A 19925-nucleotide genomic window follows, 5' to 3' on the forward strand; every position below is an offset into this window, starting at 1 on the left:
GTCCCCGGAGACCGCCCGCCCGATGCGCGAACTCGACCGCTACATGCTGAAGCAGGCCCTGATCGCCTTCGGGTTCTTCTGCTTCATCCTGACCGGGGTGATCTGGCTCACCCAGGCGGTGCGGCTGATCGACACCGTGCTGAGCGCGGGCGAATCGCTGTGGCGGCTGATCGAGTTCTCGGGCCTCGTGCTGCCGCGCGTGCTTGGCATGGTGGTGCCGCTGTCGGGCTTTGCGGCCGTGCTGTTCGTGATCAACAAGCTCTACACCGAGTCCGAGCTTGTGGTGATGATGATGTCGGGCCAGAGCCCGCTGGCGCTGGCGCGCCCCGTGCTGGCCTTTGCGCTGCTGATTTCCACCGCGACGCTTCTGATCACCAACATCCTGGCCCCCGCAGGCGAGTTGCGGCTGGAGGTGAACCGCCAGGAGATCCAGGCCGAGCTGGCCAATTCCCTGATCCGCGAGGGCACATTCGTGCACCCGACCGAGGGGCTGAGCCTGTTCATCCGCGATGCGGGCGATGGCGGGCAGATGGCGGGGCTGTTCCTGCATGACGACCGCGACCCGAACCGGCCCGTCACCTATACCGCCGAACGCGCGGCGCTGCTGCGCGACGGCGATATCGCGCGCCTGGTGATGTCGGACGGGGTCGCGCTGAGTTACTCGGCGGAGAACCGCCTGCTCGCGCGGGTCCGCTTCGACGAGTTCACCTATGACCTGTCGGCGCTCGTGCGGCCCGTGGCGACGGAACCGACGCGCCCCTCCTCGCTGTCCACGATCCAGCTGCTTTACCCCGACGAACGGGTGCGGGGGCTTGCGCGGTACGACCCGGGCGAGTTCACGGCGGATGCGCATGAGCGGATCGTGCTGGGAGTGCATGGCGCGCTGCTGCCGCTTCTGTCGCTGGGCGTGATGCTGACGGGCGGCTACCAGCGGCGCGGCTTCGGGAAACGGATCATGGCCGCGGTCGGGGCCGGCGTGGCGGTGATCGTCGCGGGCCTTGGCGTCAAGACGGTAGTGATCGGAACCCCCGCCGCCTGGCCGGTCAGCTACCTGCCGGCGGTACTGGGCACGGCCCTGACGCTGTTCCTTCTCTGGCGGGCGGGGCGGCCCCGTCGCAGGCCGGCGGCGGTGGCGGCATGACGCTCAGTCTTTACATCGGTCTGCGGTTCCTGCGCGGGGTGCTGCTCGTGCTGCTGTCCATCGGGGGGCTGAGCGCGGTGCTGACGCTGGTCGAGGATATCCGCATCGCCACCTCGGCCGGGGCGCCGGCGGCGGCGGCGCTGCCGCTGACCCTGCTCAAGATGCCCGAGATCCTTTCCGAGACCTTTCCGCTGGTGCTGATGCTGGGCGCGATCGTCGCCTTCGTGGGGCTGTCGCGCAGTTCGGAAATGGTCATCGTGCGCGCGGCCGGCGTCTCGGCCCTGCGGGTGCTGGGCCTGCCGATCCTGATGGCGGCGCTGCTGGGCGTGGTGGCCACCACGGTGATGAACCCGATCGTCGCCGTCACATCCGCCCGCGCCGACCAGGTCCGGGCCGAACTCAGCGGTCAGACGCTGAACGTGCTCTCGTTCTCGGGCGGCAGCCTGTGGCTGCGCCAGGGGCTGCCCCAGGGCCAGACGGTGATCCAGGCCGCCGCCGCGCAGGATGACGGCGCGCTTCTGCTGGGCGTGCGCCTGCACCAGTTCGACCGCGACAACCAGCTGGTCGCCCGCCTCGAGGCAGAGACCGCGCGCCTGGGCGACGAGGTATGGATCCTGCGCGGCGTGCGGCGCTGGGACCTGTCCATCGGCCCCGACGAGACGCTGGGCGCGCCCGAGGAGTTGCCCGAGCTGCGCCTGCCCACCAACCTGACCCGCGCCCAGATCGCCGACCGCTTCGCCGCGCCCGACGCGGTTCCCATATGGCAGTTGCCGGGGTTCATCGCACAGCTGGAACAGGCCGGTTTTTCCGCGCTGCGCCACAAGGTGTTCCTGCAAAGCGAGCTGTCGCGCCCGGCGCTGTTCATCGCGATGGTGCTGATCGGCGCGGGCTTCTCGTTGCGGCATGTCCGTTTCGGGCAGACCGGCGTGATGATCCTGATGGCCATTCTCGCGGGCTTCGGGCTCTATTTCTTCCGCGACATCGCAGAGACCCTTGGCGCCAATGGCGACATCCCGGTGGTTCTGGCAAGCTGGAGCGCGCCGCTGGCCGCGATCCTGCTGGCGCTGGGGCTTCTGCTGCACCTGGAAGACGGCTGATGCGCGGTCTGCTTCTTGCCCTGGCGCTTGTGCTGGTTGCCCCCCTTGCCGCCTCCGCGCAGGACGCCGTCGCGCTTTTCGCCGACCGCATCCGCTACGAGACGCAGGACCGCGAGCTGGTGGCCGAAGGCAATGTCGAGGTCTATTACGACGGCTACCGGCTGACCGCCCGGACGATCCGCTACAGCGGCGATGGCGAGCGTATCCGGGCCGAGGGGCCGCTCCGGCTCGAGGGGCCGGACGGGGCCGTGCTGATCGCCTCGCTGGCCGAACTGTCGGGCGATTTCCGCGAGGGCCTGATCGAGGGGGCGCGGCTGATCTTCGACCGGCAGTTCCAGATCGCCGCGGCCGAGGGACGGCGCAGCGAGGGGCGCTTCAACAGCCTGACCCGGACGGTCGCGACAAGCTGCACCATCTGCGCCCGCGCCGAGACGCCGATCTGGCGCATCCGCGCCGCCAGCGTGGTGCACGACGAACAGGCGCGCCGGCTGTATTTCGAAAGTGCCTGGCTCGACATCTTCGGGCTGCCGCTGCTCTATCTGCCAAGCATGAGCATCCCCGAGCCGGGGGTCGAACGGGCGCGCGGCTTCCTGGTGCCGAACCTGCGGACCTCGGGGCTCTACGGGATTGGCGTGCAGGTCCCCTACTTCATCCCGCTTGGCGATCATGCCGACATCACGATCACGCCCTTTCTTGCCACCAACGGCACCGCCATCCTGGAGGGCGAGTACCGGCGCCGCTTCCGGTCGGGCCTGCTGGAGCTGAACGGCGCGATCAGCCTGGCCGACGGCACCTCGGACCACCGGGCACGCGGCTTCCTGGAGGCGCGGGGCGGCTTCGACATCGGGCGCGGCTACGAGACGGAATTCGATCTGCGCTATGCCTCGGACCAGAGCTTCCTGGGGCAGTACGACTATTCCGACGACGACCGGCTGACCAGCTTCCTCACCGTGCGGCGCAGCGGGAACACCAGCTATTTCGAGGCCCGGACCGAAGCCTACCAGACATTGCGGGAAGCCGAGGCGCAGGACGAGATCCCGCTGGTTCTGCCCTGGCTGACCTGGCGGCAGATCCGGCGCGACACGCTGGGCGGCACGCTGGGACTCGAGGCGACGATGCTTGGCCTTGTGCGCGAGGACGGGCGCGACATCCTTCGCGGCGGGCTTGACGCGGACTGGCGGGCGCGGCGCATCCTGCGCTCGGGGATAGAGCTGGGCGCCGTCGCGGAAATCTCGGGCGATGCCTATGTGGTTCAGGACGACGCCGCCTTCGACGATGCGGCGCTGTTCCGCGCGACGCCGACCGTGGGCGTCGAGTTGCGCTGGCCCTTCGCCCGCACGACCGCAGCCGCCACCCATGTGATCGAACCGATCGCGCAGCTACTCTATTCCGACACGCTGGGCGACGCGGTGCCGAACGAGGACAGCCTCCTGCCCGAATTCGACGAGAACAACCTCTTTGCGCTCAACCGCTTTCCGGGCCGCGACGCGCGCGAGACGGGGCTGCGGCTGAATGCCGGGGTCAGCTACACCCGCTTCGATCCTGCGGGCTGGAACATGGGGCTGACGCTGGGTCGGGTGTTCCGCGACGGCGACGCGACCGAATTCCCGGCCTCGACCGGGTTGCGCGACCGCCGGTCGGACTATGTGGCCGCCGTCTCTCTCGACCTGCCGCCGCGTTTCACCGGGCTTGCGCGCGGGCTGTTCGACGAGGAACTGAGCTTCAGGCGCGCCGATCTGGAACTGGATTACCGCACCCGGCGGTTCGACGCCGACGCGGTCTACACCTTCCTTGCCGCCGATGCGACGAACCCGGTGCTGGGCCCGCAGCCCGAGCGGCAGGAACTTGCGCTCGGCACCCGCTATCTTTTCCACCCGAACTGGGAACTGGAGGCGGAATGGCGCTACGACATCGAGGCCCGCGAAAGCATCGAGGCGCTTGGCGCCCTGACCTATGGCAACGAATGCATCGAGGCGCGGCTGGAAGTGTCGCGCAACTTCACCTCGGCCAACGACGTGCCGCGCGACACCTCGATCGCCTTCGAGGTGGTGCTGGCGGGCTTTGGTGGGGCATCAAGAGACTGGCCCGCACGGCGCTGCCAAGGTAATTGAGAGCCATGACCTTTCTGATCCGACTCATCCTCCCGTCCCTTCTGGTCGCCGCGACCCCGCTGATCGCCCCCGCGCCCCGCGCGCAGGAGGCCGTTGCGCCGGCGATCATGGTCAACGACCTGCCGATCACCGACTACGAGATAGACCAGCGCGCGCTGCTTCTCGAGGCGCTGGGGGCACCCGGCAACGGGCGCGCGCTGGCCGAAACCCAGCTGATCGACGACCGCATCCGCCGGCACGAGATCGACCGGCTGGAGATCGAGGTCACGGCAGAGGAACTCGACGCGGGCCTGCGCGAATTCGCCGAACGCCGGCAGCTTGACGTGGGCCAGCTTCTGGCCGCCCTCGACGAGCGTGGCATCGCCGAGGAAACGATGCTCGCCTTTGTCGAGCCGTCGCTTGGCTGGCGCAAGCTGGTGCAGGGCCGTTTCGCGGGCCAGGCGCGGCCCACCGATCAGGACATCGAGACGGCGCTGGCCTTTGCCAGCCGCCAGACCGACGAACGGCTGCTGTTGCAGGAAATCGCCATCTCGATCGAGGAATACGGCCCCGAGGAAGCCGCCCGCCTCGGCGCCGAACTCTCGCGCAGCCTGAACCGCGGCGGCAATTTCGATGCGGCCGTCGCGCGTTATTCCCGCGCCCCCTCGGCCCGGAACGGCGGGCGGCTCGACTGGGTGTCGGCGGGCGACCTGCCGCCCCCCATCGCGATCCAGCTTCTGGCGCTGATGCCGGGAGAGGTCAGCGCGCCGATCCCGCTGGGTCAGGGCATTTCCATCTTCCGGTTGCGCGACATCGAGATCCGCGAGCGCCCCGCCCCCGAGCAGAGCGCCGACACCGTGGTCTATTACGAGCTGATCCAGCCGCTGGCCGCCGACGCCCCCGACGCGGCGGTGCTGGAGGCACGGGCGCTTGCGCGCGACATCCGCCAGCGTACGCGGCTCTGTACCGATCTCGATGGGCAGCTGCCCGATTTCGGCGCCGGCAGCGGCCGCAGCGCGCCCACCCCGATCGCCAGCCTGCCGCCGCGGCTTGCCCAGCCGATCGCGAACATGGCGCCGGGCGACATGGAGATCCTGCGCGACGATCGCGGCGTCGTGCTGCTGATGCTGTGCGAGCGCAGCGGCGAGGCGACCCCCGAAGAGCGCGAGGCGCTGCGCAACCAGCTTTTCAACCAGCGCCTCAGCGCGCTGGCGCAGAACTACCTGGAGGATCTGCGCGGCGACGCCGTGATCGTCGAGAAATGATCCCGCCCGTCGCGCTGACGATGGGCGATCCGTCCGGGATCGGGCCGGAAATAACGTGCAAGGCCTGGGAAAGGCTACGGGGCGGACAGCCGTTCTTCGTGATCGGGGACGCGGAGCTTTACACCGGCTGCCCCGCCGAACGGATCGCGACCCCCGAGGACGCCGCCGCGGTGATGCCCCGGGCGCTTCCGGTGCTTGATCTGCCGCTGGCCGCGCCCGCCCTGCCGGGACGCGCGCAGCCCGAGAACGCCGCCGCCACCATCGAAAGCATCGACCGCGCCGTGGCTTTCGCGCAGGCGGGGCGCGCGCTGGGCGTGGTGACGAACCCGATCACCAAGAAGATCCTTGTGGATGGCGCGGGCTTCGCGCATCCCGGCCATACCGAATACCTGGCGGCCCTGGGTGGTGTGTCACGCTCGGTGATGATGCTGGCAGCCCCCGAATTGCGTGTGGTGCCCGCGACCATCCACATCGCGCTCAGCGACGTGCCGGCGGCGCTGACCGCCCCCCTGCTGCGCGAGACGCTGGAAATCCTGCACGACGCGCTGATCCGGGATTTCGGCATCCCCGCGCCGCGCATCGCCGTGGCGGGGCTCAACCCCCATGCCGGCGAGGGGGGCATGATGGGCACCGAGGAGACGACGCTGATCACCCCGCTGCTCGAGGCGCTGCGCGCCACGGGCATGGACCTGCGCGGCCCCTTGCCCGCCGACACCATGTTCCACGCCGCCGCCCGCGCGCGCTATGACGCGGCGCTGTGCATGTATCACGACCAGGCGCTTATCCCGATCAAGACGCTGAACTTCTCGGGCGGGGTCAATGTCACGCTCGGTCTGCCCTTCATCCGCACCTCGCCCGATCACGGCACCGCCCATGACATCGCGGGGCGGGGCATGGCAGATCCCGACAGCCTGATCGCCGCGATCGGCCTGGCGTCGGAGCTGGGCCAGCGCAGGCGCGCGGCCCGATGAGCACCGCCGAGGACCGGCTGCCGCCGCTGCGCGATGTGATCGCGACGCATGGGTTGAGCGCGCGCAAGTCGCTGGGGCAGAACTTCCTTCTGGATCTGAACATCACCCGCAAGATCGCGCGCCGCGCCGGCGACCTGAGCGCCTGCGACGTGCTGGAGGTGGGCCCCGGCCCCGGCGGGCTGACCCGCGCCCTGCTGATGGAAGGCGCGCGCCGGGTCGTCGCGATCGAGCGTGACGCCCGCTGCCTGCCCGCGCTGGCGCAGATCGCAGAGGCCTATCCGGGGCGGCTGGAGGTGATCGAGGGCGACGCGCTGGAGGTGGACGCGCTGGCGCATCTGCAAGGCCCGGTGCGGATCGTGGCGAACCTGCCCTACAATGTCGGCACCGAACTTCTGGTGCGCTGGATGACGCCCGAGAGCTGGCCGCCCTACTGGACCTCGCTCACGCTGATGTTCCAGCGCGAGGTGGCCGAGCGCATCGTGGCGCAGCCGGGCTCGAAGGCGTATGGACGGCTGGCCATCCTGTGCCAGTGGCGCGCAGAGCCGCGCATCGCCTTCGACCTGCCGCCGCAGGCCTTTACCCCGCCGCCCAAGGTGACATCGTCGGTGGTGCATGTCGAACGGCTGGACGGGCCGCGCCATCCGGCCGATCCGGCGCGGCTGGAGCGGGTGGTGGCGCATGCCTTCGGGCAGCGGCGCAAGATGCTGCGCCAGTCGCTGAAGGCGCTGGCACCCGATATCGTGGAGCAGCTGACCGCCATCGGCATAGACCCCACGGCCCGCGCCGAGACGCTGGACCTTGAAGCCTTCTGCCGGATCGCCCGGGCGCTCTGAGCGCGCCCGAGGCCGTTACTGGATGGGCGTCGTGACCGTGTCGCCCGATGCGGGCTGATCTTCGGCGGTCTTTGCCGACCGCCGCGGCCGGCCGCGGGGCTTGCGCGGTGCCGGCGGCGTCTCTTCGGCGCTGGCCCGGCTTTCCGGCGTGTCGACAAGGCCGCTGTCGGGCTCTGCGTCGAGAACCTCGGCAGCTTGCGGCGCCTCGGGCCGGGACTGGCGCTCGGGCCGGTCTTCCCCGCGACGGGGACGGTTGTCCTGCCGGGGGGCCTGCTCCTGCGAGACCTGGCGCTCGGAACGCTCGTTGCGGTCCTCGTCCTGGTCCTGATCGTCGCCGTCCTGCTGGTCCGAGCCGTCCTGCCCGTTCGCATGACCGTTCTGGGGGCGGTTGCGCTGGTCCTGCGCCTGGCGCTCGGCCTGCTCGCGCATGGCCTCGTTCAGCATCCGCAGGTAGTGCTCTGCATGCTGCTGGAAGTTCTCGGCCGCCACACGATCGTTCGAGAGTTGCGCATCACGCGCAAGCGCCTGGTACTTCTCGATGATCTGCGCCGGCGTGCCGCGCACCCGGCCCTCGGGGCCGGCACTGTCGAACACACGGTTGACGATGTTGCCGACGGTGCTGCGGCCACGATTGCTGCTCTTGTTGCGCGAGCGCGATTTGTTGGAGGATCTCATAAGGTCCGCTTGTTTGTTTTTTCGGGTTCCAGAGGGAGGTCCGTGACGCGCGTCCAGACCCGCGGGTCCGTCGATCTTTCCCGATCCGGCATGTATTCCTGACCCCACAGACGCGCTGGCTAGGGTAACAGGCCCCTCTACCTATACAAAGCGACCGACAAAACACAAGCGCAATCTGCCTCGTGCGGCGGATCAACGGGATCGGCGCAACTCCAGCACGCGATCACGCCCTGCAAGGTCGGGATGCAGCACCGTCCCCTGCCAGCCGGCCCTGGCGAATATCGCCCGGATCGCGGCCCCCTGCCCGGCACCGAACTCAAGCAGCACGCGCCCGCCGGGGGCCAGATGCTTGCCAAGCCCGGCCGCGATGGCGCGGTAGGGGCCAAGCCCGTCCCCGCCCGGCGTCAGCGCAAGATGCGGTTCCCATTCGCGCACGTCGGCATCGAGCGAGGCGATGTCGGCCGCGGGGATATAGGGCGGGTTGGACACGATCAGGTCGAACACCCCCTCGACGCCGTTGAACCAGTCGCTTTCGACCAGGGTGAGCCGTTCGTCCACGCCCAGCCGCGCGGCATTGCGCGCGGCCACGGCCAGCGCCGCGGGGCTGATGTCGGTGGCGACCGCCCGCGCCTCGCGCCATTCGGAAAGCAGGGTCAACGCCAGGATGCCGGTGCCGGTGCCAAGATCGAGGATGCGCCCCGCCGGCAGATCCGACAGCGCCAGCGCGACGATCTCTTCGGTTTCGGGGCGCGGGTCGAGAACGTCGGCCGTCACCTCGAAATCGCGGCCCCAGAATTCGCGCCGTCCGATGATCTGCGCGACGGGCCGTCGCGCGATGCGCTGCGCGAGCGCCAGGTCGAGCGCCGCGCTTGTCTCGGACCGCATCGCCATCTCGGCCCGCAGCACCAGCGCGTCGGGGGCAATCCCCGCGGCATGGGCCAGAAGCGCGCGCGCATCGCGGGCGGCGCCTGGAATGCCGGCCTCGGCCAGGGCGCGGGTCGCGCGGCGCTGCGCCTCGGCATGGGTTTCGGCCTGGGTTTCGGGGGCGGCTTCGGTCATGGCTCCAGCTCTGCCAGCCGCGCGGCCTGGTCGGCCGCGATCAGCGCGTCGATCACCTCGTCCAGATCGCCTTGCATCACCTGGTCCAGCTTGTAAAGGGTCAGGTTGATCCGGTGATCGGTCAGGCGCCCCTGGGGGAAGTTGTAGGTGCGGATCCGTTCGGACCGGTCGCCCGAGCCGACCTGCCCCTTGCGCTCCGCCGCCCGGGCCTCGGCCGCCTTGCGCCGTTCCAGGTCGTAAAGCCGGGCGCGCAGCACCTCCATCGCGCGGGCGCGGTTGGTGTGCTGGGACTTCTCGGAACTCGTGACCACGATGCCCGTGGGCAGATGCGTGATGCGCACCGCGCTGTCGGTGGTGTTCACATGCTGCCCGCCCGCCCCCGAGGCGCGCATCGTGTCGATGCGGATGTCGCTGGCGGGAATGTCGATATCGACCTCCTGTGCCTCGGGCAGGACGGCCACGGTCGCGGCCGATGTGTGGATGCGCCCGCCGGATTCGGTGACCGGAACGCGCTGCACCCGGTGCACGCCGCTTTCGAATTTCAGCCGCTGGAACACGCCGTCGCCCTTTACGCTGGCGATGAATTCCTTGAGCCCGCCCAGCTCGGTCTCGCTTTCCTCCAGCACCTCGAGCCGCCAGCCGTGACGTTCGGCCAGGCGCTGGTACATGCGCCGCAGATCGGCGGCGAAAAGGGCTGCCTCGTCGCCGCCGGTCCCCGCGCGGATTTCCAGGATGGCAGGTCGCGCATCGGCCGCGTCGCGCGGCAGCAGTGCCAGCCGCACCGCCTGTTCCTGCCCGGGCAGGGCGGCATGCAGCGTCTCCAGCTCCTCGGCGGCCATGGCGCGCAGTTCGGGATCCGCGAGAAGCGCCTCCGCCTCGGCGATCTGGCGGGTCAGGTCACGCCAGCCGGAGATGGTTTCCACCACCGGCTTCAGCTCGGCATATTCGCGCGACAGCTCTGCCAGACGCGCCGGTTCCAGCCCGCGCGAGAGTTCCGCCTCCAGATATTCGAAGCGGCGCTGGATATGCTCTAGGGTTTCGCTCGGGATCATGCTGTTCCCCGTCCGCCCCCTGGGGCGGCCGTCCACGGCGAGATGCGCCGCACTCTAGCGTTCGAAGGACTGGAGCGCGCCGAGCCAGGCGTTCACGCGCGCCTCGTTCACACCCATGTCGCCGTAACCGAAACGCGAGCGGGAATAGATCGCAATGGTCGCGCCGGGCGCGCCGGCGGCGGTCTGCGACACGGCATCCTGCGTCCCCACCGGCGCGTCCCCGGCCGCGTCTTCCGCAGGGGCCGACGCCTCGGGCGCCGGGTCTTCGGCCGGCGCAGGCTGTTCGAGATCGTAGAAACGGACAGAGATGTAGTCGGGCATCGACAGCATCTCGGTGCGCTGGACATAGGTCATCCAGCCTTCCTCGACCACGCCCGCGACACGCTCTACCCGCGGCTGGGCCATCACGAAGGCATCGAAGGCCTGCGCCAGCGTCTGGGCGTCGGCATCGTAGATCGGCGCCTCGCGGGCCACGGTGAACTCGGTGAACTCGCTGGGCGCCACCCGGTAGGAATTCGGCGTCTCGGACGGCGGCACGGTCAGGGGATCGACATGCCAGACATCGGGGTCATGGCTGACCGTGCGCACTGCGACCATCACATAGGCCCCTGCCCCCAGAAGCAGAAGAACGACAATGGCAAGCATGAAACGCATCAGGTCTTTTCCGTTTCCAGCGCGGGTTCCGCGGAAGACGCCTCGATTTCTTCGGCCTTCTTTTCGACAAGTGCGACGATATGCTCGATCATCTTGTCATTGTCCAGACGATGGTCCTGCTTGCCGGCCAGGTAGACCATGCCGTGCCCTGCCCCGCCGCCGGTGAAGCCGACATCGGTCATCAGCGCCTCGCCGGGGCCGTTCACCACGCAGCCGATGATCGACAGGCTCATCGGCGTCTTGATGTGTTCGAGCCGGCGCTCCAGCGCCTCGACCGTCTTGATGACGTCGAAGCCCTGCCGCGCGCAGGACGGGCAGGAGATGATGTTGACGCCGCGATGGCGCAGGCCCATTGCCTTGAGGATCTCGAAGCCGACCTTCACCTCCTGCACGGGATCGGCGGACAGGCTGACGCGCAGCGTGTCGCCGATGCCCATCCACAGCAGGTTGCCAAGCCCGATCGCCGACTTGATCGTGCCCGACACAAGCCCGCCGGCTTCGGTGATGCCCAGGTGGATCGGCGCGTCGGTCGCATCCGCAAGGCCCTGGTAGGCGGCGGCGGCAAGGAACACGTCCGATGCCTTGGCCGAGATCTTGAACTCGAAGAAGTCGTTGTCCTCGAGGATGCGGATATGGCGCAGCCCGCTCTCGACCATCGCCTCGGGGCATGGCTCGCCGTATTTTTCCAGCAGGTCCTTTTCCAGGCTGCCGGCATTGACGCCGATCCGCATCGAGCAGCCGTTGTCCTTTGCGGCGCGGATCACCTCGCGCACCCGTTCCTCGGTGCCGATATTGCCGGGGTTGATCCGCAGGCAGGCGGCGCCCGCCTCGGCCGCCTCGATCCCGCGGCGGTAGTGGAAATGGATGTCCGCCACGATGGGAACCGGGCTTTCGCGCACGATCTCCTTCAGCGCCCTGGTCGACGCCTCGTCGGGGCAGGACACGCGCACGATGTCGGCGCCCGCCTCGGCGCAGGCCAGGACCTGCGCCACGGTCGCCTTGACGTCGTGGGTCAGGGTGTTGGTCATGGTCTGGACACTGATCGGTGCGTCGCCACCGACCTCGACCGCGCCCACGCGGATCTTGCGGCTCTTGCGGCGGTAGATGTTGCGCCAGGGGCGGACATGGTTGTGCGACATGGTGCGACCGGAAATCCTGATGTTACAGGGCTGTGATAACGAAGCCCCGCCGGCTTGTCACGCCGTGGCTACTCGGCGGGCAGCGCAAGGGCGCTGAGCGTGGCCTGGATGACCTCGGGCACTTCGGTCACCTCGGCATAGGCGGTGCGGATATCGTCGGGCAGAAGCGAGACATCCTTGGCGACCGAGGTCGCGTTGCCCAGCGGACCGAAGGCGCGGTCGTTTACCAGCAGGTAGACCGACCCGGAATTCCCCGCGCGCAGCAGCGGCGCCTCGGCGTCCTGCGGCAGGGTATAGGTCTCTCCCGGCTCGAGGATCTTTTCGAACAGGACCGTGCCTGACGAAAGATACACGCGGATCCAGGCGGGTTGGCGGGCGGTGACGTTCACCACCGGCACGCCGGCGGGCTCGCGCACCTGCGGCTCGTCCTCCTGCACCGCGGCAAGCAGGGCCGGATCGATCGCCAGCATCTCGGGCTGGCGCACGGGCGCGAACAGGGCGGACTGGGCCGGATCGATCTCGATGATGGGGCCGTCGCGGCTTTCGACGACCGGCACGTCCAGTTCCCTCGGCTGGTAGAGCCGCGCAAGATCCATGCCGGGGGCCGCGGCGGGCACCGCGGTCGGCTCTGGCTGGGCCAGAAGCTCGATCTCCTCGCCGAAGCCGGTGCCGACGCCGCCGATCTCGAACAGGGCGTCGGGACGCTGCTCGACCGGAGCGATGGTCACGCGCTGGATGTTCTCGAGAACCCGGTAGCCGCCATACCCGACGCCGCCGGTCAGGGCCAGCAGCACCGCGAGCGACCCCACCGCCGACAGCGACATCCGTTCCCAGAAGGCGGGGGCAAGGTCGGCGGCCGGACGTTGCACGGGGCGCAGCAGCGGATCGTCGTCCTTCAGCCGCAGCGGGCCCGAGGCGACGATGCGCCCACCCGAGGGCGCCTTGCTGGTCTGCATGCCGGCGTTCACGCCGTCGAAACCACTTTCGCGGCAGAACCGGCGATACACCTCGTCGGGATCGAGTTTCAGGTAGCGGGCGTAGGAGCGGACATACCCGGCAACGAAGCCGAGATTGGGGAACACGGCCAGGTCGCAATTCTCGATCGCGGCGATATAGGACGCGCGAATCCGCAGATCGCGCTGCACCTCGAGAAGGGACTTGCCCAAGGTGGCCCGCTCGCCGCGCAGATGATCGCCGAGCCTGACCTCGTAAGCGTCAAACCCGCGCAGATCCGCGTCCTCGTCGTAAGGTCTGCCCATCAGTCCGAACGTCGCCCCTTTCGATGCCTCATGCCGGACGCCGAATCGTATGCCCTGCCACTCATTATTTTTTCACAAAGATACCATGTTATCGCCACCCTGTGCACCGGCATGTTCGGCCACGCGGATTTGCGCGGATTGCGGCCCCGGGCGAAAATTCGTCCCCTGCCCGCGCCCCTGACACATCCAAACCGGCGCCCCGCCCGTATCATGTTCAACGAGCAGGAGTCACGGATGGACGTTGTAATCGAGCATGGCTGGATCTGGCTTGTAAGCCTGGGCGGGTTTCTCGCGCTCTGGCCCATCAGCCTGTTGCGCCGCGATGCCAGCATCGTGGATTTCTGGTGGGGCCCCGGCTTCGGCGCCATGGCCGTCGCACTCTGGCTGTCCATGGGCCGGCCGACCGACGGCATGACGCTGGCGATCCTTGTACCGCTGCTGCTCTGGTCGGCGCGGCTGGGGGTCCATCTGGGCCTGCGCCGCATCCGCGAAGGCGAAGAGGACGCGCGCTACCAGGAACTGCGCGCCGCCTGGCAGCCGGGCTGGGCGTGGAAAAGCCTGTTCGTCGTATTCCTGCTTCAGTCGGTATTGCAGGGCCTGACCGCCATGGGTGTGCTGGCAGGGCTTGCCCGGGCACCGGGTGTCGCCCCCTCGGCCGGGGTCTATGTCCTGTCGGCCCTGGCCATTCTTGCCGCGATCGTGGAGCTGATTTCCGACCTCCAGCTTGACCGCTTCAGGGCCCGCGTGCCGCATGGCGGGTTGCTGACCACGGGGCTGCGCGGGATCGTCCGCTATCCCAGCTATTCCGCAGAAATCGCCTTCTGGTCGCTTCTCAGCCTGCTTGCGGTGGTCGCGGGCGTATGGTGGGCGCCGCTCTCGGCCCTGCTGATCTTTGCGCTGCTGCGCTATGTGTCCGGCGTCGCCGTGCTGGAGGATCGGCTTGCGCGCACCCGCCCGGATTTCGAGAGCTATCGCGCCCGCGTCCCGGCCCTGATGCCCCGCCTGATGCAGCGCGGCCCCGGCGCGGGCAGCGGGCAGCGCAAGGCCGCCGACTGATCTTTCAGTAGATGTAGCGGATCTGGTCGGTCCAGTACCGCTCCAGAAGGTGCATGGTGCCGTTGACCTCGCGGAAATACTGCGACGTGATCGCACCGGAGGCGTTTATCCCGCGCGCGTGGCGGTGGAACAATTCCGACACGATGCCCGACACCCGCTGCCCCCGTTCGGTCAGGCGGACCCGCACGGCTCGGCGGTCCACGCTGCATTTCTCGTGGTGCATGTAGCCGGCATCCACCAGCTTCTTGAGATTGTAGGAGACGTTCGAGCCCTGGTAGTAACCACGGCTTCGCAACTCGCCCGCCGTAACCTCGTTGTTGCCGATGTTGAACACCATCAGCGCCTGCACCGCGTTGATGTCGATGATGCCAAGGCGCTCGAACTCGTCCTTGATCACGTCGAGCAGAAGCCGGTGCAGCCGCTCGACCATGGCAAGCGTGTCGAGATAGCTGTGCAGGAACACGTCATGCTCGGCGTTCGCGACGATCTTTTCCGGCCCCGGCATCCGGTTCATGGGCATACTCCCGCAGGCATTCCTGCGGCAGTGATCCCCCGAAATCCGAAAGATAGGGTTAATTCCCGGCGGCAATCCCGTGAAAGGCCCGGATTTCCCGCAACAGCGCCGCGTGATGTTCCGGGCCTGGCTGCTGGCCGGTGATCCAGGGATACAGGTCCTGGTCGTTTTCCTCGAGCAGCGCCTCAAAGGCGGCCAGTTGCCCCGGCTCCATCTGTGCAAGGCGGGCATCGGAATAGGGACCGAGGATCAGGTCCATTTCCTTTGTGCCCCGGCGCCAGCTGCGCAGCGACAGCCGCTTCAGCCTCGGATCGGTGTCGGTTCCGCTCAGCATCGTCCCTCGCTCTGACTGGTTTTGCGTATCCCCGGTCTTAGTGTCCGCCGGCAGGCGGGGCAAGCGGGCGGACCTCAACTCTCGTAGCGGGTGTTGCCGCGCCGGTTGGTGTCGATTGGCAGTTCCACATGCAGCGGCTGGTGGGCGCGCTGGGAACAGGCGTGGCGCGGGCACAGGTGGCAGTTGATGCCGATGCGCGCGAAAAGGCCCGGCTCGGTCATGTTGAAACGCTGGGCATAGCCGATGCGATGCGCGTGGGTCATCTCGCAGCCCAGCGCCACGGCCAGGCGGCGGTCCTGCATGTTGCGGCTGAAGACCGGGCGGTCGGTCGTGCGGGCGATGGTGAAATAACGCTCGCCGCCGGGCAGCTCGACGAATTGCGGCAGGATCTGCCCCGGGGCCGCGAATGTCGCGTGCACGTTCCACACCGGGCAGGACCCGCCATACTCGGCCAGGTGGAACGAGGTCGAATTGAACCGCTTGGTCACGTTGCCCGCCTTGTCCACCCGCAGGAAGAAGAACGGCACGCCGCGCGCCCCCTCGCGTTGCAGGGTGGTCAGACGGTGGCAAACCTGCTCGAAGCTGACGCCAAAGGCGGCGGCGATGCGGTCCACGTCGTAATGGGTGACCACGGCCAGCTCCAGCACCTCCGCGTAGGGCATGATGAGGGCCGCGGCGAAGTAGTTGGCCAGTTCCACCCGGCAGCGGGCAAGCCCGGCCCCCTCGGCCAGCGCCGTGCCGCCGACCAGCCGCTCCAGCAGGTCGGGAAACTCGACAAGGCAGAGCACATGGGCGGCCTGGAACAGGCGGTTGGGATGGTCGAGCGCCTCGGACAGAAGCAGCCGCCGCTCTTCCACCCGGTAATCGCGCAGGGTGTGCGGCATGTCGTGGACGCGGGCGAGCACGACCTCGATGCCGTGCCGGGCGGCCATGCGCGCCTTGAGCGCCGCATACAGATCGTCGGCCCCTGCCCCAAGCTCGGCGCGCAGCGCCTCGGCCGCACGTTCCAGCGCGTCGAAATGATTGCCGTGATCGCGGAAGAAGTCGTGGATCACCGATTCCGGCGAGGCGGTCATCAGGTCGGGCAGCGTTCCCCCGGACCCCATGCGCATCACCTTGTCCAGCGTCGAGCGATGCGCCTGGTAGAGTTGCAGGAACAGGTCCGCCAGCCGCGGCGCGTGATCGAGTGCCGCGCGCAACTCCTGCAGGTCGGGCGCGCCATCGCCGAAGATCGGATCGGTGACAGCATTGCGCAGATCGGCCAGCCGGGTCGCCCCGTCCTCGTTGATCAGGTCGCGCCAGTCCACGCTGTAGGCGTCGGTCAGCGCCATCAGCACCTGCACCGACAGGGCGCGCTGGTTGTTTTCCAGCAGGTTCACATAGGCCGGGCTGATGCCCAGTGCCGCGGCCATCTCGGCCTGGGTCTGGCGATGCGCGCGGCGCAGCTGGCGCAGCCTTGGACCAACGAGCGTCTTGCGCATCCGGCACCTCTTTCGGGGGCCAGCGACCTGGCCGGGGTATTAACAATATTACAGATACGCGAAGTGTAATGCACAACCATAACACACCAACTCGAAAAATGATGAAACTTTCTTTCGCCGCGATAACTCTCTGTTCACGCGAGCGGGAGACCAGCCTGCAAGACCAAGCCCGCCGCCGATCCACTCTGAAAGTCTGGGAGGGCTTCACATGACCATCGCACTGACCCGCAGATCCGCGCTTGCACTCGCCACCGCCAGCGCCCTGGCCGTGGCCGCCCCCGGCATGGCGCTTGCCGAAGGCTGGGCGCCCCAGAAACCCGTGGAAATGGTCATCATGGCCGGCCAGGGTGGCGGCGCCGACCAGCTGGCGCGCCTGTTCCAGTCCATCATCCAGCAGGAAGGCCTGTCGCGCATGCCGATCCTGCCGGTGAACAAGGGCGGCGGGTCCGGCGCCGAGGCGCTGCGCTACATGGAAGACAAGCGCGGCGACGCCCACACCATCATGGCGACGCTGAACAGCTATTACACCACGCCGCTGCGCACCGATATCGGCGTGGACATCGAGGAGTTCACGCCGGTCGCGCGCATGGCGCTCGACACCTTCGTGCTCTGGGTCAATGCCGACAGCGACATCCAGACGCTCGACGACTATGTCGCGGCGGTAAAGGCGGCGGGCGACACCTGGAAGATGGGCGGCACCGGCACCGGCCAGGAGGACAGCCTTGTTACCGCGATGCTCGAGCAGCAGTTCGGCATCAAGCACACCTATGTGCCCTTCGATGGCGGCGGCGGCGTGGCCAAGGCGGTCGTGGGCGGCCATGTCAATTCGTCGGTCAACAACCCGGCCGAGGCGATGGGCTTCTTCAAGGCGGGCAAGATGCGCCCGATCGCGACCCTGACGCCCGAACGGCTGGCCGCCTTCCCCGACACGCCGACGATGACCGAGCTTGGCCATCCGCTGGTCTACTGGATGCAGCGCAGCTTCGTGGCACCCCCCGAAATGCCGGCCGAGGCGGTGGCCTACTACACCGAGATGTTCGAGAAGCTTCAGCAGACCGAAGCCTGGCAGAAATACGCAAGCGAGCAGGCCCTGCTGACCGACTTCCTGTCGGGTGACGCGTTGCAGGTCTATTTCCTCGAAGAACGCGCCAAGCACGCCGACCTGCTGCGCGCCATGGGCGAGACGCCCACCGGTTCCTGACCTGTCCCATCGTCAGAGAAACCGCGGGCGGGCCTCCCCTGGCCCGTCCGCACCACCGGGACAGATGGGAAAAGCACATGTTGAGATCCGAGAACCTGATCGCGGTCGGCCTGATGGGCCTGTCCGGTTATTTCATGCTCCATGCCACGGCCCTGCCGATCGGCTGGGTCGAGGGCAGCGGCCCCGGCGGCGGCGCGTTTCCGTTCTGGCTGTCGGCGATCATGCTGGCGGCCGCCACGGGCATCCTGGTGCGCAACCTGCGCAGCCCCCGCGACGCGGACGCAGCCCCCTTCTTCGACCCCGAGACCGTGCGCGCGGTCGCAAGCGTCTGCGTGGTGCTGCTCATCACCATCGCGCTGATGCCGGTCGTGGGCGCCTATGTCGCGCTGCCGCTGATGTTGTTGTGGTATCTGCGCATCTTCGGCGGCCATGGCTGGCGCGTGGTGGTGCCGCTGGTCACGATCACGCCGGTGGCGCTGTTCTTCTTCTTCGAGGTCACGCTGCGGATCCTGCTGCCAAAGGGCATCACCGAGCCGCTGTTCTTCCCGCTTTACGCCGCCTTCTTCTGACAACCGGAGCCTAACATGGACGTTCTCGCCCTACTGGCGGACGGTTTCGCCACATCCCTCTCGCCGCTCAACCTGCTGATCGTCGTCCTTGGCGTCACCGCGGGGCTGTTCATCGGCGCGATGCCCGGCCTCGGTTCGGTCAACGGGGTCGCGATCGTGCTGCCGCTGACCTTCATCGTGCCGCCCGCATCCGCCATCATCCTGCTTGCGGCCATTTACTACGGCGCGATGTACGGAGGTGCTGTCAGTTCGATCCTGCTGGGGATCCCCGGCGCGTCGACCGCCGTGGCCACCACCTTCGACGGGCGGCCCATGGCGCAGCAGGGACGCGCGGGGCTTGCGCTGATCGCGGCCGCCGTCGCATCCTTCGTGGGCGGGACCATCTCGGTCGTGCTGTTCACGCTTTTCGCGTCCCCCCTAGCGGATCTGGCGCTGGCCTTCGGCCCGGCCGAGGAATTCGCCCTTGTGCTGCTTGCATTCACCACGTTCGTGGGGCTGGGCGGCGACGACGTGCTCAAGACCGTCGTGATGATCTGCCTCGGGCTGGTGCTGGCCACCGTTGGGCTCGACCTGATCTCGGGCCAGCCGCGGCTGGTCTTCGGCGACCTGCCCGGCTTTTATTCCGGGATCAGCTTCCTCGTGCTCGCCATCGGCGTATATGGCATCGGCGAGGTGCTGCACACGATCGAGACGTCCAAGACCGCGCCGATGGTCACGCCCGCGAAGCTGACCTTCCGTGAACTGGGCGCCGGCCTGCGCGAGATGAACCGCCTGTGGAAGAGCATGAGCATCGGCTCGTTCCTGGGCTTCTTCGTGGGCATGTTGCCTGCGGCGGGCGCGACGCCTGCCTCGCTGATGGCCTACGGGATCGCGCGCAGCACCTCGAAGCGGCCCGAGACTTTCGGCAAGGGCAACATCGAGGGGGTGGCCGCGCCCGAGACGGCGAACAACGCCGCCTCTACGGGATCGCTGCTGCCGATGCTGACGCTGGGCATCCCCGGCTCTCCCACCACGGCGCTGCTGCTGGGCGGGATGGTGATGTGGGGGCTGACCCCCGGCCCGATGCTGTTCATCGAGCAGCCGGATTTCGTCTGGGGGCTGATCTCTTCGCTCTACACCGCGAATGTGGCGGCGGTGGTGATCAACCTGGCGCTGATCCCGCTCTTCGTCTGGGCGCTGCGCATGCCCTTCACCGTGCTCTGCGCCATGGTGCTGGTGCTGTGCATCGTGGGCGGCTTCGCGCCCAGCCAGAAGATGCACGACGTGTGGCTGATCGCGGGTTTCGGCATCGCGGGCTACATCCTGCGCAAGGCCGACTACCCGCTGGCGCCGCTGGTTCTGGCGCTGGTGCTGGGGCCGCTGATGGAAACCAGCTTCCGCCAGACCATGATCGCCGAGCAGGGCAATCTTCTGGCCTTTGTGCAGCGTCCGCTGTCGGGCAGCTTCATCGCCGTGGCGGCGCTGTTCTTCCTGCTGCCGCTGCTGAAACACCTGCGCCGCCCGGCGCGGCGGCTGGAACCGGCGGAATAACGCCC

19 protein-coding genes are annotated in these 19925 nt (G+C 68.2%); 10 read left to right on the forward strand and 9 right to left on the reverse strand.

Annotated elements, in window-relative coordinates; all coding sequences use genetic code 11:
- Positions 1 to 22: 22 nt before the first annotated feature.
- The 6 genes from HMH01_RS10185 to rsmA are packed head-to-tail and all read left to right on the forward strand — an operon-like array spanning position 23 to position 7397.
- On the forward strand, positions 23 to 1141 hold the full coding sequence (locus HMH01_RS10185; protein ID WP_171324935.1) for an LptF/LptG family permease: 1119 nt from the start codon (positions 23 to 25) through the stop codon (positions 1139 to 1141).
- Positions 1138 to 2238, forward strand: a complete 1101-nt coding sequence (gene lptG / locus HMH01_RS10190; protein ID WP_171324937.1) for an LPS export ABC transporter permease LptG — start codon at positions 1138 to 1140, stop codon at positions 2236 to 2238. The genes HMH01_RS10185 and lptG overlap by 4 nt, the downstream gene beginning before the upstream one ends.
- Positions 2238 to 4349, forward strand: coding sequence for an LPS-assembly protein LptD (locus HMH01_RS10195; protein WP_171324940.1), 2112 nt, complete (start codon positions 2238 to 2240; stop codon positions 4347 to 4349). Before lptG ends, HMH01_RS10195 begins: the two co-directional genes overlap by 1 nt.
- Before the next feature lie 5 nt (positions 4350 to 4354).
- On the forward strand, positions 4355 to 5593 hold the full coding sequence (locus tag HMH01_RS10200; protein ID WP_171324942.1) for a peptidylprolyl isomerase: 1239 nt from the start codon (positions 4355 to 4357) through the stop codon (positions 5591 to 5593).
- A complete protein-coding gene (pdxA, locus tag HMH01_RS10205; RefSeq protein WP_171324945.1) occupies positions 5590 to 6564 on the forward strand; it encodes a 4-hydroxythreonine-4-phosphate dehydrogenase PdxA in 975 nt (324 codons plus the stop codon). The genes HMH01_RS10200 and pdxA overlap by 4 nt, the downstream gene beginning before the upstream one ends.
- On the forward strand, positions 6561 to 7397 hold the full coding sequence (gene rsmA, locus HMH01_RS10210) for a 16S rRNA (adenine(1518)-N(6)/adenine(1519)-N(6))-dimethyltransferase RsmA (RefSeq protein WP_171324948.1): 837 nt from the start codon (positions 6561 to 6563) through the stop codon (positions 7395 to 7397). The genes pdxA and rsmA overlap by 4 nt, the downstream gene beginning before the upstream one ends.
- Positions 7398 to 7412: 15 nt before the next feature.
- Here the strand turns inward: rsmA and HMH01_RS10215 are convergent, their stop codons facing one another.
- The 6 genes from HMH01_RS10215 to HMH01_RS10240 form a co-directional block, all read right to left on the reverse strand.
- Positions 7413 to 8072 carry a DUF4167 domain-containing protein gene (locus tag HMH01_RS10215; RefSeq protein WP_171324951.1) on the reverse strand — a complete coding sequence of 220 codons (660 nt, stop codon included), beginning with the start codon at positions 8070 to 8072 and terminating at the stop codon, positions 7413 to 7415.
- A gap of 192 nt (positions 8073 to 8264) precedes the next feature.
- The gene (gene prmC, locus HMH01_RS10220; RefSeq protein WP_171324953.1) at positions 8265 to 9131 is read right to left on the reverse strand and encodes a peptide chain release factor N(5)-glutamine methyltransferase; all 867 of its coding nucleotides are present in this window, start codon (positions 9129 to 9131) and stop codon (positions 8265 to 8267) included.
- Complete coding sequence (prfA, locus tag HMH01_RS10225; protein ID WP_171324956.1) at positions 9128 to 10183, reverse strand: peptide chain release factor 1; 1056 nt, start codon at positions 10181 to 10183, stop codon at positions 9128 to 9130. The genes prmC and prfA overlap by 4 nt, the downstream gene beginning before the upstream one ends.
- Before the next feature lie 54 nt (positions 10184 to 10237).
- Positions 10238 to 10837, reverse strand: a complete 600-nt coding sequence (locus HMH01_RS10230) for a DUF1499 domain-containing protein (RefSeq protein WP_171324959.1) — start codon at positions 10835 to 10837, stop codon at positions 10238 to 10240.
- On the reverse strand, positions 10837 to 11976 hold the full coding sequence (ispG, locus tag HMH01_RS10235) for a flavodoxin-dependent (E)-4-hydroxy-3-methylbut-2-enyl-diphosphate synthase (protein ID WP_171324962.1): 1140 nt from the start codon (positions 11974 to 11976) through the stop codon (positions 10837 to 10839). Before ispG ends, HMH01_RS10230 begins: the two co-directional genes overlap by 1 nt.
- A gap of 68 nt (positions 11977 to 12044) precedes the next feature.
- Complete coding sequence (locus tag HMH01_RS10240; RefSeq protein WP_171324965.1) at positions 12045 to 13235, reverse strand: helix-turn-helix domain-containing protein; 1191 nt, start codon at positions 13233 to 13235, stop codon at positions 12045 to 12047.
- A gap of 234 nt (positions 13236 to 13469) precedes the next feature.
- On the opposite strand from HMH01_RS10240, the gene HMH01_RS10245 reads away from it, so the two are divergent.
- Positions 13470 to 14291: a DUF1295 domain-containing protein gene (locus HMH01_RS10245; protein WP_171324968.1), complete on the forward strand. Its 822-nt coding sequence runs from the start codon at positions 13470 to 13472 to the stop codon at positions 14289 to 14291.
- Between the two features lie 4 nt (positions 14292 to 14295).
- Here HMH01_RS10245 and HMH01_RS10250 read toward each other — a convergent pair whose 3' ends face one another.
- The 3 genes from HMH01_RS10250 to HMH01_RS10260 all read right to left on the reverse strand — a co-directional run bounded on the left by HMH01_RS10250 (position 14296) and on the right by HMH01_RS10260 (position 16620).
- Positions 14296 to 14805 (reverse strand): MarR family winged helix-turn-helix transcriptional regulator, encoded by a 510-nt coding sequence (locus tag HMH01_RS10250; RefSeq protein WP_425483593.1) that lies wholly within the window; start codon positions 14803 to 14805, stop codon positions 14296 to 14298.
- A 58-nt stretch (positions 14806 to 14863) separates the two neighbouring features.
- Positions 14864 to 15139, reverse strand: coding sequence for an FAD assembly factor SdhE (locus tag HMH01_RS10255; RefSeq protein WP_171324972.1), 276 nt, complete (start codon positions 15137 to 15139; stop codon positions 14864 to 14866).
- Between the two features lie 74 nt (positions 15140 to 15213).
- Positions 15214 to 16620, reverse strand: coding sequence for a helix-turn-helix domain-containing protein (locus tag HMH01_RS10260; protein ID WP_171324974.1), 1407 nt, complete (start codon positions 16618 to 16620; stop codon positions 15214 to 15216).
- 208 nt (positions 16621 to 16828) lie between these two features.
- Between HMH01_RS10260 and HMH01_RS10265 the strand changes: the two genes are divergently transcribed.
- The 3 genes from HMH01_RS10265 to HMH01_RS10275 all read left to right on the forward strand — a co-directional run bounded on the left by HMH01_RS10265 (position 16829) and on the right by HMH01_RS10275 (position 19920).
- The gene (locus tag HMH01_RS10265) at positions 16829 to 17821 is read left to right on the forward strand and encodes a tripartite tricarboxylate transporter substrate binding protein (RefSeq protein ID WP_171324976.1); all 993 of its coding nucleotides are present in this window, start codon (positions 16829 to 16831) and stop codon (positions 17819 to 17821) included.
- Between the two features lie 77 nt (positions 17822 to 17898).
- Entirely contained in the window at positions 17899 to 18390 is a 492-nt protein-coding gene (locus tag HMH01_RS10270) for a tripartite tricarboxylate transporter TctB family protein (RefSeq protein ID WP_171324978.1), read from the forward strand.
- Between the two features lie 15 nt (positions 18391 to 18405).
- Positions 18406 to 19920: a tripartite tricarboxylate transporter permease gene (locus tag HMH01_RS10275; protein ID WP_171324979.1), complete on the forward strand. Its 1515-nt coding sequence runs from the start codon at positions 18406 to 18408 to the stop codon at positions 19918 to 19920.
- The last annotated feature ends 5 nt before the right edge of the window (positions 19921 to 19925 follow it).

The sequence above is a fragment of the Halovulum dunhuangense genome, assembly GCF_013093415.1.
In the GTDB taxonomy this organism is placed as follows: Bacteria; Pseudomonadota; Alphaproteobacteria; order Rhodobacterales; family Rhodobacteraceae; genus Halovulum; species Halovulum dunhuangense.

What these genes read in the sequence shown, in the direction of transcription:
- HMH01_RS10185 (WP_171324935.1), top strand. Translation starts at nt 23, where the DNA reads ATGCGCGAACTCGACCGCTACATGCTGAAGCAGGCCCTGATCGCCTTC.
- lptG (WP_171324937.1), top strand. Translation starts at nt 1,138, where the DNA reads ATGACGCTCAGTCTTTACATCGGTCTGCGGTTCCTGCGCGGGGTGCTG.
- HMH01_RS10195 (WP_171324940.1), top strand. Translation starts at nt 2,238, where the DNA reads ATGCGCGGTCTGCTTCTTGCCCTGGCGCTTGTGCTGGTTGCCCCCCTT.
- HMH01_RS10200 (WP_171324942.1), top strand. Translation starts at nt 4,355, where the DNA reads ATGACCTTTCTGATCCGACTCATCCTCCCGTCCCTTCTGGTCGCCGCG.
- pdxA (WP_171324945.1), top strand. Translation starts at nt 5,590, where the DNA reads ATGATCCCGCCCGTCGCGCTGACGATGGGCGATCCGTCCGGGATCGGG.
- rsmA (WP_171324948.1), top strand. Translation starts at nt 6,561, where the DNA reads ATGAGCACCGCCGAGGACCGGCTGCCGCCGCTGCGCGATGTGATCGCG.
- HMH01_RS10215 (WP_171324951.1), bottom strand. Translation starts at nt 8,072, where the DNA reads ATGAGATCCTCCAACAAATCGCGCTCGCGCAACAAGAGCAGCAATCGT.
- prmC (WP_171324953.1), bottom strand. Translation starts at nt 9,131, where the DNA reads ATGACCGAAGCCGCCCCCGAAACCCAGGCCGAAACCCATGCCGAGGCG.
- prfA (WP_171324956.1), bottom strand. Translation starts at nt 10,183, where the DNA reads ATGATCCCGAGCGAAACCCTAGAGCATATCCAGCGCCGCTTCGAATAT.
- HMH01_RS10230 (WP_171324959.1), bottom strand. Translation starts at nt 10,837, where the DNA reads ATGCGTTTCATGCTTGCCATTGTCGTTCTTCTGCTTCTGGGGGCAGGG.
- ispG (WP_171324962.1), bottom strand. Translation starts at nt 11,976, where the DNA reads ATGTCGCACAACCATGTCCGCCCCTGGCGCAACATCTACCGCCGCAAG.
- HMH01_RS10240 (WP_171324965.1), bottom strand. Translation starts at nt 13,235, where the DNA reads ATGGGCAGACCTTACGACGAGGACGCGGATCTGCGCGGGTTTGACGCT.
- HMH01_RS10245 (WP_171324968.1), top strand. Translation starts at nt 13,470, where the DNA reads ATGGACGTTGTAATCGAGCATGGCTGGATCTGGCTTGTAAGCCTGGGC.
- HMH01_RS10250 (WP_425483593.1), bottom strand. Translation starts at nt 14,805, where the DNA reads ATGAACCGGATGCCGGGGCCGGAAAAGATCGTCGCGAACGCCGAGCAT.
- HMH01_RS10255 (WP_171324972.1), bottom strand. Translation starts at nt 15,139, where the DNA reads ATGCTGAGCGGAACCGACACCGATCCGAGGCTGAAGCGGCTGTCGCTG.
- HMH01_RS10260 (WP_171324974.1), bottom strand. Translation starts at nt 16,620, where the DNA reads ATGCGCAAGACGCTCGTTGGTCCAAGGCTGCGCCAGCTGCGCCGCGCG.
- HMH01_RS10265 (WP_171324976.1), top strand. Translation starts at nt 16,829, where the DNA reads ATGACCATCGCACTGACCCGCAGATCCGCGCTTGCACTCGCCACCGCC.
- HMH01_RS10270 (WP_171324978.1), top strand. Translation starts at nt 17,899, where the DNA reads ATGTTGAGATCCGAGAACCTGATCGCGGTCGGCCTGATGGGCCTGTCC.
- HMH01_RS10275 (WP_171324979.1), top strand. Translation starts at nt 18,406, where the DNA reads ATGGACGTTCTCGCCCTACTGGCGGACGGTTTCGCCACATCCCTCTCG.